Source organism: Leptobacterium flavescens (genome assembly GCF_010671605.1).
Taxonomy (GTDB): Bacteria; Bacteroidota; Bacteroidia; order Flavobacteriales; family Flavobacteriaceae; genus Leptobacterium; species Leptobacterium flavescens.
Map to the genome: position 1 here is coordinate 1,352,384 of NZ_JAABOO010000001.1, position 18,048 is coordinate 1,370,431.

At 38.5% G+C, this 18,048-nt stretch carries 15 protein-coding genes; 1 reads left to right on the forward strand and 14 read right to left on the reverse strand.

The genetic code is table 11. The annotated features are described in order from the left end of the window. Positions 1-44 precede the first annotated feature (44 nt). Both GWK08_RS05925 and GWK08_RS05930 read right to left on the reverse strand, forming a co-directional pair. Positions 45-2,105, reverse strand: a complete 2,061-nt coding sequence (locus GWK08_RS05925; RefSeq protein WP_163605972.1) for a M13 family metallopeptidase — start codon at positions 2,103-2,105, stop codon at positions 45-47. Positions 2,106-2,250: 145 nt separating this feature from the next. After that, a complete protein-coding gene (locus tag GWK08_RS05930) occupies positions 2,251-2,787 on the reverse strand; it encodes a hypothetical protein (RefSeq protein ID WP_163605973.1) in 537 nt (178 codons plus the stop codon). Between the two features lie 250 nt (positions 2,788-3,037). On the opposite strand from GWK08_RS05930, the gene GWK08_RS05935 reads away from it, so the two are divergent. Continuing rightward, on the forward strand, positions 3,038-3,994 hold the full coding sequence (locus GWK08_RS05935; RefSeq protein WP_163605974.1) for an NAD-dependent epimerase/dehydratase family protein: 957 nt from the start codon (positions 3,038-3,040) through the stop codon (positions 3,992-3,994). A 25-nt stretch (positions 3,995-4,019) separates the two neighbouring features. Here GWK08_RS05935 and GWK08_RS05940 read toward each other — a convergent pair whose 3' ends face one another. The 12 genes from GWK08_RS05940 to GWK08_RS05995 form a co-directional block, all read right to left on the reverse strand. Next, positions 4,020-5,159 carry a type II secretion system F family protein gene (locus GWK08_RS05940; protein WP_163605975.1) on the reverse strand — a complete coding sequence of 380 codons (1,140 nt, stop codon included), beginning with the start codon at positions 5,157-5,159 and terminating at the stop codon, positions 4,020-4,022. Then, positions 5,149-5,622, reverse strand: coding sequence for a PulJ/GspJ family protein (locus GWK08_RS05945; RefSeq protein ID WP_163605976.1), 474 nt, complete (start codon positions 5,620-5,622; stop codon positions 5,149-5,151). Before GWK08_RS05945 ends, GWK08_RS05940 begins: the two co-directional genes overlap by 11 nt. After that, positions 5,606-5,947: a hypothetical protein gene (locus GWK08_RS05950; protein ID WP_163605977.1), complete on the reverse strand. Its 342-nt coding sequence runs from the start codon at positions 5,945-5,947 to the stop codon at positions 5,606-5,608. The genes GWK08_RS05945 and GWK08_RS05950 overlap by 17 nt, the downstream gene beginning before the upstream one ends. Beyond that, positions 5,935-7,182 (reverse strand): hypothetical protein, encoded by a 1,248-nt coding sequence (locus GWK08_RS05955; RefSeq protein ID WP_163605978.1) that lies wholly within the window; start codon positions 7,180-7,182, stop codon positions 5,935-5,937. Before GWK08_RS05955 ends, GWK08_RS05950 begins: the two co-directional genes overlap by 13 nt. After that, complete coding sequence (locus GWK08_RS05960; RefSeq protein WP_163605979.1) at positions 7,179-7,640, reverse strand: hypothetical protein; 462 nt, start codon at positions 7,638-7,640, stop codon at positions 7,179-7,181. The genes GWK08_RS05955 and GWK08_RS05960 overlap by 4 nt, the downstream gene beginning before the upstream one ends. Further along, positions 7,630-8,592 (reverse strand): hypothetical protein, encoded by a 963-nt coding sequence (locus GWK08_RS05965; protein WP_163605980.1) that lies wholly within the window; start codon positions 8,590-8,592, stop codon positions 7,630-7,632. Before GWK08_RS05965 ends, GWK08_RS05960 begins: the two co-directional genes overlap by 11 nt. Before the next feature lie 37 nt (positions 8,593-8,629). Beyond that, complete coding sequence (locus GWK08_RS05970) at positions 8,630-9,547, reverse strand: hypothetical protein (protein WP_163605981.1); 918 nt, start codon at positions 9,545-9,547, stop codon at positions 8,630-8,632. A gap of 227 nt (positions 9,548-9,774) precedes the next feature. Then, complete coding sequence (locus tag GWK08_RS05975; protein WP_163605982.1) at positions 9,775-10,506, reverse strand: hypothetical protein; 732 nt, start codon at positions 10,504-10,506, stop codon at positions 9,775-9,777. Positions 10,507-10,963: 457 nt separating this feature from the next. Continuing rightward, positions 10,964-11,164 (reverse strand): hypothetical protein, encoded by a 201-nt coding sequence (locus GWK08_RS05980; protein ID WP_163605983.1) that lies wholly within the window; start codon positions 11,162-11,164, stop codon positions 10,964-10,966. Positions 11,165-11,233: 69 nt separating this feature from the next. Next, positions 11,234-11,434 (reverse strand): hypothetical protein, encoded by a 201-nt coding sequence (locus GWK08_RS05985; protein ID WP_163605984.1) that lies wholly within the window; start codon positions 11,432-11,434, stop codon positions 11,234-11,236. A 409-nt stretch (positions 11,435-11,843) separates the two neighbouring features. Continuing rightward, on the reverse strand, positions 11,844-13,154 hold the full coding sequence (locus GWK08_RS05990) for a tail fiber protein (RefSeq protein ID WP_163605985.1): 1,311 nt from the start codon (positions 13,152-13,154) through the stop codon (positions 11,844-11,846). Between the two features lie 891 nt (positions 13,155-14,045). Beyond that, positions 14,046-17,999: an RHS repeat domain-containing protein gene (locus tag GWK08_RS05995; RefSeq protein ID WP_163605986.1), complete on the reverse strand. Its 3,954-nt coding sequence runs from the start codon at positions 17,997-17,999 to the stop codon at positions 14,046-14,048. Between the last annotated feature and the right edge of the window lie 49 nt (positions 18,000-18,048).

Here is an 18,048-nt window from a genome sequence, read left to right on the forward strand (position 1 = left end):
TAAACACCAGGGCTTTCCAATTGTTACTCACCTGCTAATTTTTATTACCAGATTCTGACTCTTTTCTCTGGTGCCAGATACATAGCGTCTCCTTCTTTAATATCGAACGCTTCGTAGAAGGCATCAATATTCAATAAAGGTTGCGTTGCTCTGTATCTTCCCGGAGAATGCGGGTCTGTTTTGATCTGTGTGCGCAATGCATCTTCTCTGGAAAGCGTACGCCATACGGTAGCCCAGGAAATAAAGAAACGTTGCTCAGGAGTGAAGCCATCTATATCATCAGGTCTTCCGTTCTCTTCAAAGAAACGCTGAAGTCCGTCATAAGCTCCTAAAACTCCTCCAAGATCACCAATATTTTCTCCTAGTGTAAATTTACCATTTATATATACACTATCTAAAACTTCTACCTGGCTGTATTGTTCTGCCAAAGAGTTTCCTCTTTCGGTAAAGGCTTTAAGATCTTCGTCTGTCCACCAGTTGCTAAGGTTTCCGTCAGCGTCGAAACGCGCTCCGCTATCATCAAAAGCGTGAGAGATCTCATGTCCGATCACCGCTCCAATTCCTCCGTAATTCACAGCTTCATCCGCCTGATAGTTATAGAATGGAGGCTGAAGGATAGCTGCAGGGAAAACGATCTCATTAAACAACGGGTTAAAATAAGCGTTTACTGTTTGCGGAGACATTCCCCATCTTGTTTTATCTACAGGCTCTCCGAAATCTGCAAGGTTTTTATCCAGATTCCACTTGTTAACTGCGGTCATATTCTCAAAATAGGAATTTCCTTCTTTTACTTCCAGTGCGGAATAGTCTTCCCACTTATCAGGATATCCTATTTTAACGGTAAACTTATCCAGTTTTTGAATAGCCTTTTCTTTGGTTTCATCGCTCATCCAATCCAATGACTTGATACGATCTTTATAGGCAGCGATCACGTTAGCGATCATTTTTTCTGCTTTTTCCTTAGCTTCAGGAGGGAACATTTCATCAACATACAGTTTTCCAAGTGCTTCTCCAACAGAACCGTTTACGGTAGCCAGTGCTCTTTCCTTAGCTGGACGTTGCTCTTTCTGACCTCTTAGCGTCTGACTGTAGAATTCCCAGTTTGCTCTTTCGATATCTGTAGAAAGTGCTCCTGCAGCAGCGTTAAGTGTTGACCAACGCATTACAGTTTTTAGAGTTTCGATATCGGTATCTGTAAATACTCTTTGTAACTCATCCATGTACTTAGGTTGCATTACAATAACCGTATCAACTTCTTTTTTAAGTCCGATATCACTGATCATCTTTTTCCAGTTCACAGAAGGAACCATGTCTGACAGCTGATCGATAGAACGCGGGTTGTTAAAATTCCTCACATCACGACTCTGAACTTTATCAAGGCGTGGTTCTGCTACTCTGGTTTCGAATGCAAGAATAGCTTCTGCCTGCTTACGTGCACTTGCCTCATCGTCTCCTAAGAACTGAAGCATACGTGTAATATGATCTACATATTGTCCGCGTATTTCCTTGGATTTCTCATCCTGATCCAGGTAGTAATCACGATCCGGCAATCCTAAACCACCGGGAGTTACATAACCTGAATTTATTGTACTATTCGTTAGGTTAGGGAATACCGTAAATCCAACGAAAGGTGTTGCAACAGCCGATTCCGTTGCTAAAACAGTTTGCAGGTCATTGATATTCTTAATTCCTGCAATTGCGTTTAAGGCCGGTTGCAGAGGTTTGATCCCTGCTTCATTTCTGGCCGTGGTATCCATTTCAGAATCGAATATCATAAGGGCTTTGGCCTGATCGGTATCTGAAGCATATCTTCCACTCTCTTTGGCCAGGGCCAGGATATTCAGAACATCCTGATCTGTTTTCTTACGCAAAACTCCGAAACCACCCCAGGTAGTTCTATCTGCCGGGATCTCGGTAGTTTGCATCCAATTTCCATTAACAAAATTGTAAAAATCATCTTTTGGGCTTACCTCAGTGTCCATATTCTCCAACACGATCCCCGGTGTTTTTTCTGCGGTCTCTTCTTTCGCATCCTGTTTACAGGAAGTAAATGAAATAGCCGTTATCAGCCCTAAAGCCAGGGCCGATCTATTAAGTGTTTTCATTCCAGTAGGGTTATTTAAAAATTTAATGTTTTGTAAATTAGTATAAACAAGACTTCTAATGTTACAACATTTAACAAATTAACATTAAAATAACAATCGATTTTTTCCGGAAACCTTACAGTGACAGCAAAAATTTAACCTTCTGCTACTGACCTTCTTCCAGAAATTCCTCCACGATATTCTCTTCCATCGCTTCAGACAATTGTTTTACCAGGGAGTTATAAGCCGTTATCATTTTGGCGTATTGCATATTGATATCGCCTTTTTCTTCAACAACAGCTTTCGTTTGCAATACAAATGTCTTTACTACCATCAATCGGCTTTTTACCGCAGGAAGGTCAAACTTAGGAGGGAAATCCGAATCTGCCAGTTCCTTTTCCTTGTTTATGAGTTCATCCAGTAAAAAGGTAAGTTGATCTGCTTCCGTTTGAGGTAAGCGACTTATTTCAGTTTCAAAGGCTTTAAAGGCCGCCCATTTATCCAGTTCGGTCTTTAATTTTGAAGGTACTTTTGCAAGCGTCGGTAGCTGTCCGTTAAATTCCTGTACCTCTTCCGTCACTTCTTCGGGGGTGTCATTTTTCACCTCTTTGGTACAGGCTACCATCAGCAACAAAACCATCAAACAGGAATACATCTTATTCATCTTCCACAGCTTTCCCCTTAACTTTGATATCTTCTTCATTTGTTAAACTTTACTTTTCCTCACATACAGGTTTTACCCTTGTTTACACACTGCTAAGATAGTACTTCTTTCGGCAAGATCGGCAATCAACAAAATATATGTTTTATTGTTTTTTAGGCTTTGTTTATTGCACAATCCTCAAAAATAAATTCATAACCGCCTGTTATTTTGTGAATTATTTAATCAATTAAAAAAACTGTTTAAAAATGCAGGGCGAAATACCTATATTTGGTGCTGATAATTTCTTTAGATGGACACGAAAATTTTGATCATTGGCGCCTGCGGACAAATAGGCTCCGAACTCACTATAGCACTTAGAAAACTTCACGGAACTTCAAATGTAATCGCCTCCGATATCAGGGAAGGCAGTGAAGAGCTGATGAATTCGGGTCCGTTTGAGATCGTAGATGCCACCGATAAGGCTGCAGTTGAAGGGTTGATCTCCAAATACGGGATCACCGATGTGTACCTTATGGCGGCAATGCTATCAGCCACTGCTGAAAAGTATCCGGACAGGGCATGGCAATTGAATATGAGTTCTTTATTTCACGTTCTCGACCTGGCAAAGGACGGGCAGCTGAAAAAAGTATTCTGGCCAAGCTCTATAGCTGTTTTCGGTCCGACCACTCCCAGACAGAACACTCCTCAACATACGATCACAGAGCCTTCTACAGTGTATGGTATCAGTAAGCTGGCCGGAGAACGCTGGTGTGAATACTACTTTAAGAATTACGGGGTAGACGTCAGAAGTATCCGTTATCCGGGACTTATCAGTTGGAAGACCAATCCGGGAGGCGGAACTACAGATTACGCCATCGATATTTATCACAAAGCGGTAGAAGAGGTGAATTACGAGTGTTTTTTAAATGAGGAAAGTACCCTCCCGATGATGTTTATGGATGATGCCATTAAAGCTACCATGAATATTATGCTGGCCGATAAGGAAAAGATCAAGGTTCGTTCTTCCTATAACCTGGCGGCCATCAGTTTTAACCCGGTGGAGATCTCAGACTCTATCAAAAAGCACTACCCTGATTTCAGTATCAGCTACAAGCCTGATTTTCGTCAGAAGATCGCAGACAGCTGGCCACAGAGTATAGATGATTCGGCGGCTCAAAGTGACTGGGGCTGGAAATCGGAATTTGACCTGGAGGATATCACCAGAGAAATGCTCAGCAATCTGAAAAAGGTAAAACAACACAGTTAGATCCTGTATTTTCTAAAGTTTAAATTTATCCCAGAACACTGCTCAGTTTAAACATCGGCAGGTACATGGCTATCAGGATCACTCCTACCAAGAGGCCGACAAATACAATGATAAGCGGTTCCATGACCGTGGACAGTAGTTTGGAACGCTGCTGCAGTTCAGTATTGTATTGATTGTTCAGGCGCTCGAAGATAAAATCGAGTTGATTTGTTTCTTCTGCTACTTTTATCAGGGCAATTATCTTGTTATCGAACACTTTATTTCCTTTCAGGCTCTCACTCAGGGAGGTTCCAGTCAGTATTCTTTCCTCTGCGGTTTGCAGTGCCTTTTGCAAGGGGTAAAAGCCTATCATCTTTTTTACCAGCTGGATACTGCTGACGATAGGTACCCTGGATGCACTTAAAAGTGATACAGCCTGGGTAAATTGCGCCAGGTAAACGGTTTTAACAAAAGCTCCCAGGAAAGGGATCCTTACCAGCAGCTCGTCCTTTTTCCTCATATACCATTGCTTTTTCTTCAGCATTCCCCTGAAAACAAAGAAGAGCACAATAGCAGCCAAAAAAAGCCATCCATAGGATTTCAGGGATTCGGACAAGGCGATGATCATTTTGGTAATGGCGGGTAGTTCTACATTGTTCAGTTTAAAGATATCCTGGAACATCGGCACTACAAACCTCAACATAAAAACAAGTACCAATACGGCGGTAACCAGAATAATGACCGGATAAGTCAGGGCGCTTACCAGGTTCCTTCTCTGTTCGTTCTTTTTATAGAAAAAACTCCCCATTTCCTTGCAGATGCGTTCCAGGGTACCAGTCTCCTCTCCTATTTTTACAGAGTGATATTCGTATTCGGTAAATTCCTTGCGTTTAAGCATGGTCTCTGAAAAACTATTCCCGGCAACGATCTCGGTAATAATTCCTTGTAGAAACTCTTTTATTTCCTTCTTTTTCTGGGCTTCTTCAATTAGGCTCAAGGCTTCTTTCAGATTGACCCCGGCTCGTAAGAGGACACTGAGTTCGGTATAAAAGTTCTCTTTTTGCTTATTTGAAAAAAGGGAGCCGAAAAGACGGATCTCCTTTTTTAAAATGCTTGTTTCTCCTCCGCTTTTTTTGGAAGGAGCAGTTGCATTAGCGGTTGATATATTGTCCAGGTTAAAGGCCATTGTTCATATAGTGGGTTGCATCGTTCTGTTTGTAAACGAAGATGGTTTTGTTTAAAAATTCCTTTGATGTAATTATTTCAATTGCATCTACAGCTCCCTGCACTGTTTCTTTTCCATGCAGGTAAAAGATCATTTCTTCTCTTTTGATGTGCAGGGTATCCTGTTCCCTGATGATGGATCCTTCCTCAAAATCGTAGGCAACAGATCCCAGTTCATTTTGGAGTTGTAATTTTTCCTCCTGCGGATCGTAGTGCACACGGGAGTATCGATTAAAATCGATCCACAGGCTTTGCTCCAGTTTCCTGACCTCATCGCTGGCTATAAAATTCTGCTGTATGCCATTCATCTGTTTCTGGGTAAGGCGAAGGACAGAAAAAGCCAGCCCTACCACAATTGCCGTAAGGATAAGTACCACTACCATTTCGTTGAGGGTAAATGCTTTTATTTTACCGTTCTTCTTCAAGCCTGAGTTTTCTTTTTAATTCTTTTTTTGTTTCCTTGTTCACAGCTTCTATCAATGCGATCTCCCGGCCTGCCTCTTTTTCAATTTCTATAAGGATATCCCATTTCCCGAATTCTTCTTCAAAAGGTAGTTTTATCAGGTGGTTTTTATACTGATATTCCAGTTTATGAAGATAGTTCTCTATCTGATGGGTGTTATTACTGATGCTATTGTTAAAGGTATTGTTGAGCGTCAGACTGGCAATAATAAATACAATTACTATCAGTACTGTAGCCACCATGGTTTCCATCAGGGTTGATGCTTTTATTTTCCTTAATACAGCCATTTAACGATATTCTTTTTTGTCCCGGAAAAAGCTAAGCCTGCATACTGATCTGTCAGGGCAGCAGCAATGATCTTTCCGTTAAAAATATGGTTCAGATATACCGATCCTGCCTGATTGGAAACAAAACCAGAAGTAAAGACGCTTCCGTAAACACTGCCCTTTAGTTCCATCCTGGCCTCACAATAAACTTCTCCTTCTATCAATGCATTTTCTTCGATCACTACCTGAGGTTTAAAATTGCGTTCGCCTGCTGTCCCGAACTGGGCGATTATTCCTTTTACTGATGCACTCTGATCAAGAAATATCTGGCGCTTTTCCTTATTCGGATCCTGATCCGCCTGGATTTTAATATTTAAGACCAAAGCGGTCGGATAGCTTAGTTCGCAATTCTTTCCTACCGATATATTTTTAGTGGCAAAAGCCTGAAAGTTTCCTTTTACTCCTGCTTCTATCTCAATTTCGGGAGCTATAAGGATGATATCTTTTAATACGGCAGAAGTGCCCACCCTTATCTTTTGTTCGGAGCGAACGATAATATTTCCGACCAGCTCAATTCCGTCGAGATCTATTCTCTCACCCAGGTACATCAAACGGGTTGGCTTCTTAAAGGAGTTACGGATAGATGTATTTGCTTCTCCGGAGATCAATTCTGTATTATTCGATCCGCCGGTTTCCATAAAGCTGTCCAGTTTGTGTTTAAATGTATCTTCCAGCAGAGGGAGCTTATCGGTACTTTCATTCACACTTCCGTAAATCAGGGAAGAGCCGTAATATGATTTCCCGGAGATATTGCCTGCCCTTGCCCCCTGTTTGGGGAGGAAGGCGCGGCCTTCTATCCTGGTGTTCCCCACCAGGATCAAGGGCTGGTGACTCTCTTTAAGATACAGTGCCGTTCGTTCTTTTACCTGACCTCCGTTAAGGGCAGTTTTGGTAAAACTGTATTTTTTGGCGGTACTTACGACGGTTAATTTTTCAAATACTCCCCAGTTACTGTTGGTGATATTATCCTCATTTTCCAAAGACAAGATTCCCTGTTTATTTTCCAGAGAAGCGAATAGGCGATTATCGCCTTCCTTAACGGTTTGTACCACCAGATTGCTTTGTTTTTTAAAGAGCGTATGTACGTGACTGAGACTGATAAAGGCTGCCAGGAGAATAGCAATAAGCACCGCAATAAAAAGTACAAATTGCAGGGCTCCTCCCTTGATCTTTATATTTAAAAAAGCCTTTATCATTGCATGTTAACTACTTTTTTCCTTCCCTTAAAACTCAGGGTAACGGTTTCTTTATCGCCTTTTATAAGGCGGATATCCTCCATACTGTCATTTTGTTTCAGGAGATATTGTTTCCCGTTGATAAAAACAAAGAATATGCTTTCATCGGAATTCCCGTCGCCCATTAGTCCGGCATACCGGATCTGTGGCCATGGGGTTTCTTCTTTTACTACTGCTATCCTTTTCTTTTTTGGTTTGGGCTTTGTTTTAAAAGTTCCCAAAAAAGGGTCTCTTGAATAGGAACTGATATTAAAGGTATCCTGCTCTTTAACAGCTTTAGGGGTAAAAGACACGGCTGCAATTTCAGGTGCGACTACCTCATCTTCCGGACCCAGTGCCGAAAATACTCTATAAGCAATAAGCCCCCAGACCACAAGGACCAGGGTAAGAAGGATATATGTATTGTTTTTATTTTTCATTCACCAGTTTTTCCAGTACCTGAAGTAATTTTTTATTTGTTTTTTCGAGTTCTTTTATTCTTTTTTCCTGATTGATCGTATATAAGGTGAGTTCTTCTATTTTCTGAAGTAATTTGGAGTCCATCTCCCCCAGAAGAATCCCATTTTCCGCAACTTCTTTTGCAGATGGAATATCTTTAAGGTGACCCTTTTCCTTAATGTGTTCTTCTACCTCGGTAAGAGTTGGTAGGTCATAATCTTTTTCAAAAACAAAATCACTCCAACCTGTGTCCACTTTAATTTCCTTGGCCCTTATTTTACCATTTACCGCTAGCTTCCAGCCATTCGGAGTTACAGTCCCGATTCCAATATCTCCATCTCTGTTTATATAAAATCTGTAGTTCTGAATATATTGCTGAAGATCACTTGAAGTCTGGTTGGGGGATTGATAGATCCCAAAATCTCCCCAATCATAAAAATCATTTGCCATAATCCAGCTCCTGCTATTGGTATTTCCGGTACTATAGCTGTATTTAAAATATGCAGCTCCATAGGCTCCACTGAGCATTTTAATACTGCCATTAACATCTAATTTTTCATCCGGATTCGTAGTTCCTATCCCAACCTTACCTTCATGATTTATAATCATGTCATATCCTGTGTTTACCCCGTTATTATGTGGGACTTTAAACCCCAGATATCCCTGGTTAGTTCCACTTGCAAACAGAGAAATATCAGAATGCAAAGTGCCACCCGAACTACTCTTGGAACGAAGCCTTAAAGAAGCTTCATTCCCATAGCCATCGTTTTCAAGCCGTAACAGGTTTATACTCGAATCTCCATTCACCGTTAAAATACCATTACTTGTATTTGTAGTTCCGATACCAACGTTGCCACTAGCAGGAAACGTATTTTGAGCATTTAACCCAATAGATGCACCGGCAAGTAAAATTGTAAAAATTATTTTTTTCATTTTTTGATTTTTTAAAATGTTTGATTGTATCTTTTTTTTAATTCACCGTAAATGTTCGGGTTGCAGAAAGGTCACTTTCATTTCCAGCCTCGTCATAGGCTCTTACCACCCAGAAATAAGTGTCGGCTTGCAGGGTGGCTGAAAAAGCTTTGGTAATACTTTGGTCTTTGATTGCCAGATTTTGCAGGTTGCTATCGGTATAAATAAAAATACTGTCGAGTTCCCGGCTTCCGGCAATATCCTCCCGGGTCCAGTCGAAATCGATCTCCATCCCGTCAAAGGTGTCATTATTGACCGGGCTGCTCAGTTGCGGTACATTAGGATCAGTCAGATCGATAACAATGGAACGGCTACTGAAAAGTGAACTTTCCGTAGCGTTTTGTGCTCGTACCCTCCAATCGAATTCTCCTTCGGTAAAGGTCAGATCAATTGAGGTTTCTTCAATAGTTTCATCAAAGATCACCGTATCTTCTTCTACCTGTATCCTGTATTCTGTGGCATCATTAAGAGCTTCCCAGTTTAAAGTAACTTCCGTATTATTCGTAGCAAAATTATCGGCCGGGGAGCTGAGGATCACCGTATTTCCGGAAAGGCCGTCACTTTCCTCAACCGTAAAATTCCTGAAAGCATAAGCCGTTTCAAATCCGCTATTGATAGCCTTCAATCGCCATTCATAGCTATTAGGTAATAGTTCTCCTGTAAAGCTTGTTCCCGTAAGTGTACTGTCGATCACGATTTGAGAGGCATTATTAAAATCAGGTGTTGCCACCTGTAAAACATATTCTTCGGCATCGGTTAATGCCTGCCAGCTAAAGGTTGTCGTGTTTCCCTGAACACTTGTCCCCTCTGCAGGGGCTAATAAGATTACTTGTTGATCGGATATGTCCGGAACCTCCAGGATGTCATCACAGCTGATGAATAAAAGGAGGAGGCTGTATAAAATTGGTTTTTTCATATTTGTTAGTATTAAGTCCCGATAGCTATCGGGATGAGTACAAAGTATTGAGAAGTGAGATATGAGATATTTGCTAATGGCAATGATTAAGCCCCAAACCTTAATCCCGATAGCTATCGGGACCAAATTCCACCCATTCACTCAGAAAATACCGGGTCATATAGATGATTAAGGAGTATTATTTTCATAGCCATTTCAACACTCATATCTCATATCCTATGTCTCAATTATCTAAACCTAAAAACATCTTTTTTCTTCTCGATTTTATGTGCTTTTTTATATGTGTTTTTCGGGCAGGGGTTACCATCTACAATAGCTTTGATGACCGTCTGATGTTTATAGTTCTCTCCCCAACAAAAGGAGGAAAGCTGATAGGCAAAAGGGCTCAGTGCTGAAAAGTTCACTTCCTTAAATACCTTCCCGTCTTTTAGCAGTTCCAGTCCCAGTTTTGAGATCCCTTTTTGAACCAGGTATACTTCCTCTGCTTCTGAAAAAGATTGTAAAAGCTCGGGTTTTACTACCGTGGTTATCTCACTTACGATCTTATAGGCCTTATCATTTTCCAGGTAGGAAAGCAGGGCCTTGTTTTTGGGTTGGTTTAAGGCTTCTTTTACACCAATCCTGTCCATTACCGACAGATGAAGGTAGGTTGGTTTTTGCGGTAGGGAATCCGAAAATTTAAGCGGACTTTCCTTTCCGGTTTCCTCCAGGTATTTGACATATGCTTTATAGCTGTTTTTATCGAAAGGGATCTTTTTTGCCTGAATTCTGATCTTCTGTGGCAACTCCGGCATTCCCACCTGCTGAAAGTTATTATGAAGAAGATTGCCTTCTTCCATTCCTACAGATCCCAGTTCCGGCACCGATACTGCCAGTTGTTGCTTTTGATGCTGTACACTGATGGTCTTACAGCCCGAAATAAAAACTAAAGACGATATAATAATTACTTTTTTCCACATTTTAAAATAAGATATTTACAAATGTAAATGTAGGAAAAAACCATTATTTATACTAGTGTTTTCTTTTAAAATCTTCTTAATTTATAAGAAAAAAGCCGCAAATTACATTTGCGGCTTTGGGTTTAATTATTTTAATTTATTCCAGCACCAGAAGTATTCTGGCGCTAACGGGGAGCTGCCTGCGCTATCGGATTATCAAAATAATTTACTTAACTCTTCTATAATTATCCACAATCCAAATATTATAAGCGCTAGTAAGCCTACAAAAATTGTAACGAAATTCGGGAGTCTCATCCCCAGATTTTCAATCTTTCTGAACCTTTTAAATTCATATAGAAAAATACTAGCCCCTAATATTACCATAAATAACCAAAAAATTAAGCGTGCATAATTCATTGCTGTTTATTTTCGTTTTCCGAATTCCTAAACTGGCACTATCCCGATAGCTATCGGATTATCAAAGTATTTTACTTAATTCTTCTATTATTATCCATAGTCCAAGTATTGCAAGTGCCACAAGACTTATAAACATTTTAAGAAAATTTGGAAGTAGCATTCCTGGTTTTTCAATTTTCTTGAATTTTTTTAGTTCATATGAAAAAATACTAGCTCCAAATATTACTAAAAGTACTCCAAAAATTAAGCTTGCATAATTCATTATTGTTTATTTTCGTTTTCCGAATTCTTAAACGGTTCATATTTTGGCAATTCAGGGTTATCAGAGTTATCAAAATAATTTACTTAATTCCAGTATTACTACCCATGCTCCTATTAGAGCAAGGCCAATCATGGCTCCAAACATCCCTGTAAACATCGGGAAACGCATATCATTACTTTTAATTCCTTTAAATTTTTTCAGGTCATAATAAAAAACAATTCCGCCAATAATAATAAACAAAAACCCAGTAATTAGCTTCGTATAATTCATAACAAAGTATATTATAATTTCATCTTATTGGAGTTTATTTTTATTCCCCAAACTGGCACTATCCCGGCATTAGAAATGCATGTTGTTAGAAGCCAGAAAAATATTATCCCCATTCTCATCATAAAAATATTTTAAGTTCTCGATACACCATTATTATACCAATCGCAAAAAAGGTTAAAATTCCTATATATATTTTAATGTCGTAAGAAAAAATCATATAGTCGAACTCTTTACCTTTATTGAATCTGTTAATTTCATAAACAGTATAAGAAATACAGGCTATTATTAATAATAAACCTATGAGGCGTTTTAAAATATCCATATCAAATTAAGTTAATTTTTCTTCTCGTACTTTATTGGTTCTGTTTGCTTTTCAATTATTTTATTTGTTATTTTTTCATAACCTCCCCTATTTATCATTTAATAATTGATTTAATTTCTCTTCCAGCTGCAGAATTTTTGTATTCTGCTTTTTAAGTAATTGCAATTCTGCTGCTTGTTTTTTGATTGTTTTCTCCTGCTCTAAAGTGTAAAGGGTTAATTCTTCAATTTTCTCAAGGAGTTTCATATTCATAACCCCCAATTCAACTCCACTAGTTTCCATTTCTTTTGCGGATGGAATATTGGGCAAGTGCTTGTTTTGTTGAATGTATTTCTGAAGTTCTTCTAAAGTGCGGAGGTTATAATCATTAGCAAAAACATAGTCTGGTCCGGGAACGGAAAGATCAACTTTTACCTCTTCGGCATGTATTTTTCCTTTTACAGTGAGCTTGGAATCGGGAGAAGTAGTACCTATTCCAATGTTTCCATTTTCCTTGATAAACATTCTGGCTTCCGGATTGATAATCTGTCCGGCCACCGTATTTCCGGAACCCGTATAGAAGTATAATTTACCCCAGGCACTTCGCATTCCTGAGTATCCATAATTATTATTATGGCCTGAAGGAGTTATAAGTTTATTATGATTGATTCCTCCCTGTATATAAGCCAGATTAGATCCAAATAAAGAATTTCCAGCAGACGTTCCTGAAATATTAGCCCCGAAATTATTTCCAACAACGAGTTGTGTTTTAGGGCTTGTTACTCCTATCCCCAACAAACCATTATTTGTCAGACGCATATATTCCGTAAGCTGATGCTGACCATTGGAATCACTATTACTTACATTTCTGTATAGCCATCTGAATCCGTGGTTCGATCCTTCAAAAACTCCTTTACTTGTATATTGATTAAGACCAAAATAATAGTCTTTCGTATCATCATTATTTCTATATGCATTAAACCCCAGGTAACCTGCCCATTTATTCGAACTTCCGTTCCAATTAGCTTCATATGCCCAATCCATTTGCAAAAGGTGACTTCTTCCAACAGCTACCCTTCCCTCAACCTGAAGTTTACTTAGAGGATTCATAGTTCCTATCCCTACATTCCCTCCGTTAAACCAGGAGTAACCATTAGAGTTTATAAGGAATTTATCCTCAACAGCATCATTTCTTCCATAAATATATCCATGAGATTGTCCGTTCAGGGCAAGTCTATAACTTCCGTTCTTATCAATTGTAAGGAAATCTTTCCCTTTAATAATACCGTTAACATCTAATTTAACGGATGGACTGGTAGTACCTATCCCAACATTTCCATTAGCATCTTCATGTATCTGCGCAGAAGTAATTGAAGCAATGAAAATGGTAATAACTGAAATTAAAATCTTTTTATCCATAAACCTAATTTTTTACTTATCGAGAAAAATTCGATTATTTTATGAAATAAAATTCTTTCAGCTACAGTAATCAAATATAAGAATAAGTTTTCTTTTGAAAGAAAAATATTACTAAATACTAATTCTTACGTATTCAATAAAATTATTTTTCTTATAAATATGACATTACTAATGATAATAATATAAAAACTATGAGAAGCTATTTAAACAAAAGGTTCCGGCACTAAATCTTCAGGAAATACTGATCGTTCTGGCTATCATAGGAATTCTCCTTCCCAAGCTGGTGCTATCCCGATAGCTATCGGGATGTGACTGCAGTCATATATCCTAAAGATATGCATTCCTTCTTTCCTTCTATCAATCAAAAAACCACCTCCCTAAAATGAGAAGTGGTTTCGCTTTTATTCACTGTATTTCCTTTGCACGAGCAACAAACCTGACTGCCGCCAAGCAAGTTCCGCGCTATCAGGCACCTACAGTAGATGGTTATTTATCTTGAGAAATAGCTTCATTGTGAAACTCTCTCAATCGAGGTAAATTTTTCTCTAAAACCGTATAAAAAAAATAAACTGATTTAGTTTCTCCGTTTAAAGAATATTTTATTATTCCTTTATGAATAGATATAATGTCTTTTAACGGTACAGTTATATTATTATCAATATATAGATTTGTTTTATCAAATGATAAACTTCTGAATCGACGTTTTTTCCTGAAAATATAAATCCAGTAAAGCAAAATTATTAATGATAATATAATTGTATAACCCCAGTTCTTGTTTAGGATATTTACCAACCATATTATAGACAAGACTATTAAACCAAAATATGATCCGAACGAACTTAATGGTTGAAAGTTATTATCAAGATTAAATCTCTTCATTTTTAAGATAAATTAAAATTTAGGCAGATTAAAAGAGAGTTCACCCGTAGCAAAAAATTCAATTCCTACTCCTGCTTTTCCTCCCAAAGATACACCATGTTTATTATACAATCTTACTGCTTGATCTGTATAAAGCTCTTTATCGAAACCTATTTGCAAAAGTGATGTGGCTTGCGCTTGGGCATGAAAATTTATACTCGTAATACGTCCTCTTTTAGTTGTTATATCAAAACCATGCTCTACTTCAATTGGTATGGGAATAGGTACCTCACCCGCAGGTATCACAACCACTCCTATTGGATATGTAAAACTTAAGGCTTGATATCTTCTATCAGAATCCAAATAATTTTTTCCTCCTTCAATATTATCAAAAATATTATAAAATTCATTATTATTCCATTCCAACAAGGTCGTGGAAAAAAAATTTGCTTCAAGACCAACACCAAAAAAATCAAGCCCTCCCTGTAGACCGCCAGTAATTCTAAATCCTGTAACTAGCGAAGCATCAAAGTTAAAATCTTGAACCGCGTCAAAGGTTGTACCAACAACTTCTCCATTTACAACCGAAGTAGCATTTCTATAACCAGAGAAACGATTTCCAGTCCATTCTCCTAAACTTCCTCCATTTGCCTCAAACTCTAGAGCAGCGTCACTATTCCAACCTCTACCTAATATAAAATTACCTAATTCTTGCCAAAATCCCCCATCTAAATCAACTCCATTAATAGGGTTGTTCCCCATTCCTAAATACGGAGAATTATATTGCTCATAAGGATCAGTTGTTAACCATCTACCTATTCTACCATCCCACAAACGAAGTTCAAAAGCTTCCTTACCTGTTTCAGTATCCTTTTCCTGCCCCTGATATGCATAACGATAATTACCATCATTTAACTGTTTATTAGGCATTATCATTCCAAAAGGATAATAGTCGGAAGCATTTGTAATGGTAGCCGTATTTCCGGTTTTACCTACTACTGCCCTAACATTCCTCAAATGATCTGTTAACTGATAAACACTGGTGTTACTTTGCCTGAAAAACATTCCTAAGCGATTACTTCCGTAAATCGTATGTTCTGTAACCGCACTACCATTGTAAACTGCTAGTGTTGTACCTTGTGCATCCCGAACGTAAAAAATACTGTTTTGTAGTACTCCATTCGTATCATAACTCTCCTTTTTAACTCTGTGATTTTTATCATTATAAAAGAACTTTATCAAAGGAAGGTTGTTTTTCTTCACTTCAGTAACCAAACCGCTAGCATTGTAAATATAAGAAATCCCCTCTTCATTATTGGTAATTAACTGTCCTAGTTCATTATATATATAATTATTTCCATCCTGGTCCTTTATATCATCCACATTTGTAGTAGCGGTTACCGCATCATCTACCCTTAACAACTGGTTAGGTTTGTCCGTTTTATAGGTATAACTCAGGGCATCCATGGCATTAGAACCGTTCTCAGTATTTTTATTCCGGTTTAAAGTCTGGATATTCCCATTGGCATCATAGGTAATCCCGCTTACATTATAATCGCCATTACCATTTTCCTGAAAACCGTCTGTATCCAGAACTACAATACTAATATCCGAGCCCGAGGTGGCGTGAAAACCAGGCGTTAAGGTAATACTGTTACTGGCTTGATACGTTTCCGTTCCAGATACCACCGTATTTTTAGTAATATTTGCCGGAATATTGGTATTGGAAGTTGTTCCTGTATACTGCCCGTACTCCGCACCGGTCAACCAGTTATTGCGGTTATACTGATAAGAATAAGCATTTTGAGCATTACTTAAAGGCTGATAGCCATTATTCCACCTGGTTCCTTTTATATTCCCATCAAAACGATCTGTCCCATAGGTAGTAGAAGTGATATTACTTAAAGCACGCATATAATCGGCATTATGATAATCTATAGCCATTCCGAAAAGATCATTATTATCTCCTCCAGGATCATTGGAAGCACTTAAACTTGGATGGTTAATACTCTTTAACTGGCCTGCCAGATTATACACATAATCAACTCCCTGGAGACCTCCTCCTAATTCCATCCGTTTTAGAGCTCCGGTCTCATAATAGGTATAATCTGCATGTACAGTATAGTTTGTGTCGTCTGTAGAGGTTTCTACCTTAATCAAGTTGTTATCCTGGGCATCATAAGTATATTTATGTACAAAACGCTCTGAGCTTGTATAACGCTGGAAGTCCACTTTAGTAACACTTCCCGTAACAGGGTCATATTCATAATCAATGGTCTTTGTTCCCAAACCATCTATCTTTTGCACCATCCATTCCACACGCCCGTATACATCATAGCTATACCAGGTGGTTGTGGTTGAAGGGTTTAAAGTGTAGGTCTTTACCACATTACCCGGTACAAAGTTCTGGGTTGGGTAACTAGAAGACAAACTTCCCAAAGCGGTGCTTAAACCTGATTGATCAGGAACATCATATACCGTAAAATGCTGCTCTTTCCTGGTTCCGGAAGAAAGTACTCCATCCGGGTCTGCAGTTGTAAAGCCAGAATTACTTAATACCCCACTTTCCACAGGTCTTCCAAAACTATCATAGTTTGTATAGGAAAATTCATTGGCAGCCAACTGCTTACTGTTCTGAGAATAACGTATCTGCCCATCCTTTCGGTATTTAAACCAGGCCTCTCCTTCATCCGGACTGATCGTATGTATTAATTGCCCCAACGCATTATACTCATAGGTACTCTTAAGATTATTGTTATGAGCTGGCACAGCCTGATTTAGAGTATAACTATTATCAAAGCCCAGAGGTTGTAAACTGGAAGTCAATCTACCTGCTTCGTCATAATAATTTAAACTAAAATCATAATAATTGATTTTATAACGTATCCCTTTTAAATCTGAAAAAGCAGGCTGAATACTCCCATTGCTTTTATCAATATAAGCAAAAGGAGGGCTACTACTTTTATTAATAGCTTCTATTCTATAAACTCCAGCCGTTAGTGTAGTAGAAGTTGTAACCAACTGCCCTGTTCTTAGGTTATACACTTTATAATTGGAAGTTCCTCCCAGGTAGGTAATTCCACTCTCACAGCCTTTGGCGATATGAATATCTACATAACCCTGATCTCCAATAATGGACAATACTTCCTTTTGAGCTCCTTCACCGGAACGAGCAGCGGCCAGGGTTCTCCCTTCACTATCTGTAAACACCACATTTTCCACCCCATGAGGATCTATCGATATAGTCTTAAAAGCTTTTAGAGTAACAACATTTTTATTTATATCATTAAACAAGCCTGTTAAAGTAGCATTTGTATATTGGGCAAGCACCTCATCTTCTCCTTCTGTAAAAAAGTCTCTTCCAAAAGCATAGTATAGTTCCTGGGATGCAGGAACCGTATAGCTATAACCCGATATCCAGTCATCTATCTGCCCATCTGCATCCGTATCAGCTTTATTCCCTCCAATAATCATTCTGGTATTACCCGGGTTTAATTCATCATAGATCGTTCTGCTAAAGGGATAGGAGGTAATATCCTGATAAGGCTCTCCTGTATTGGAAGTACTGTAATACCAACCTAAAGTATTAGCCTGATTACCTACACCAGCCGGATCCTCTATGTTGGCTTCAAAATCTGAAGTGCCATAAGTAACCCCGTTAGATTTAAGTACAAAGTTATTTTTATATAAAAAGTTTGAAGGTGACCCGATAGGTGCGCTTAAAGTCTGTAAAGCGGGTCTTCCCTGAGTATCATACAGTATTTGAGATACCCATATTTTTCCTGTATTAATATCCAAATTCTGTGCCTGGGTTGGTTTACTTAAGCCATTAAAATAAGATATACTTGCTGCCCTTACAGTTCCGTTAATATCATATAAAGTGGTAGATATTAAATTCTTATCGGTATCCGATATTCCAACTTGCTGTGCAAAACCATGGAATGCCAGCAAAGAGAATACCAGAATGAAATATTTATTTTTTATCATGATTTTCATTTCTTTTTAAATTATTCCTGATTAATAAATTAAGCCCATT

Excerpts from the sequence above, each read along its gene's own strand:
- GWK08_RS05925 (WP_163605972.1), bottom strand. The coding sequence starts at position 2,105 with ATGAAAACACTTAATAGATCGGCCCTGGCTTTAGGGCTGATAACGGCT.
- GWK08_RS05930 (WP_163605973.1), bottom strand. The coding sequence starts at position 2,787 with ATGAAGAAGATATCAAAGTTAAGGGGAAAGCTGTGGAAGATGAATAAG.
- GWK08_RS05935 (WP_163605974.1), top strand. The coding sequence starts at position 3,038 with ATGGACACGAAAATTTTGATCATTGGCGCCTGCGGACAAATAGGCTCC.
- GWK08_RS05940 (WP_163605975.1), bottom strand. The coding sequence starts at position 5,159 with ATGGCCTTTAACCTGGACAATATATCAACCGCTAATGCAACTGCTCCT.
- GWK08_RS05950 (WP_163605977.1), bottom strand. The coding sequence starts at position 5,947 with ATGGCTGTATTAAGGAAAATAAAAGCATCAACCCTGATGGAAACCATG.
- GWK08_RS05955 (WP_163605978.1), bottom strand. The coding sequence starts at position 7,182 with ATGATAAAGGCTTTTTTAAATATAAAGATCAAGGGAGGAGCCCTGCAA.
- GWK08_RS05960 (WP_163605979.1), bottom strand. The coding sequence starts at position 7,640 with ATGAAAAATAAAAACAATACATATATCCTTCTTACCCTGGTCCTTGTG.
- GWK08_RS05965 (WP_163605980.1), bottom strand. The coding sequence starts at position 8,592 with ATGAAAAAAATAATTTTTACAATTTTACTTGCCGGTGCATCTATTGGG.
- GWK08_RS05970 (WP_163605981.1), bottom strand. The coding sequence starts at position 9,547 with ATGAAAAAACCAATTTTATACAGCCTCCTCCTTTTATTCATCAGCTGT.
- GWK08_RS05975 (WP_163605982.1), bottom strand. The coding sequence starts at position 10,506 with ATGTGGAAAAAAGTAATTATTATATCGTCTTTAGTTTTTATTTCGGGC.
- GWK08_RS05980 (WP_163605983.1), bottom strand. The coding sequence starts at position 11,164 with ATGAATTATGCAAGCTTAATTTTTGGAGTACTTTTAGTAATATTTGGA.
- GWK08_RS05985 (WP_163605984.1), bottom strand. The coding sequence starts at position 11,434 with ATGAATTATACGAAGCTAATTACTGGGTTTTTGTTTATTATTATTGGC.
- GWK08_RS05990 (WP_163605985.1), bottom strand. The coding sequence starts at position 13,154 with ATGGATAAAAAGATTTTAATTTCAGTTATTACCATTTTCATTGCTTCA.
- GWK08_RS05995 (WP_163605986.1), bottom strand. The coding sequence starts at position 17,999 with ATGATAAAAAATAAATATTTCATTCTGGTATTCTCTTTGCTGGCATTC.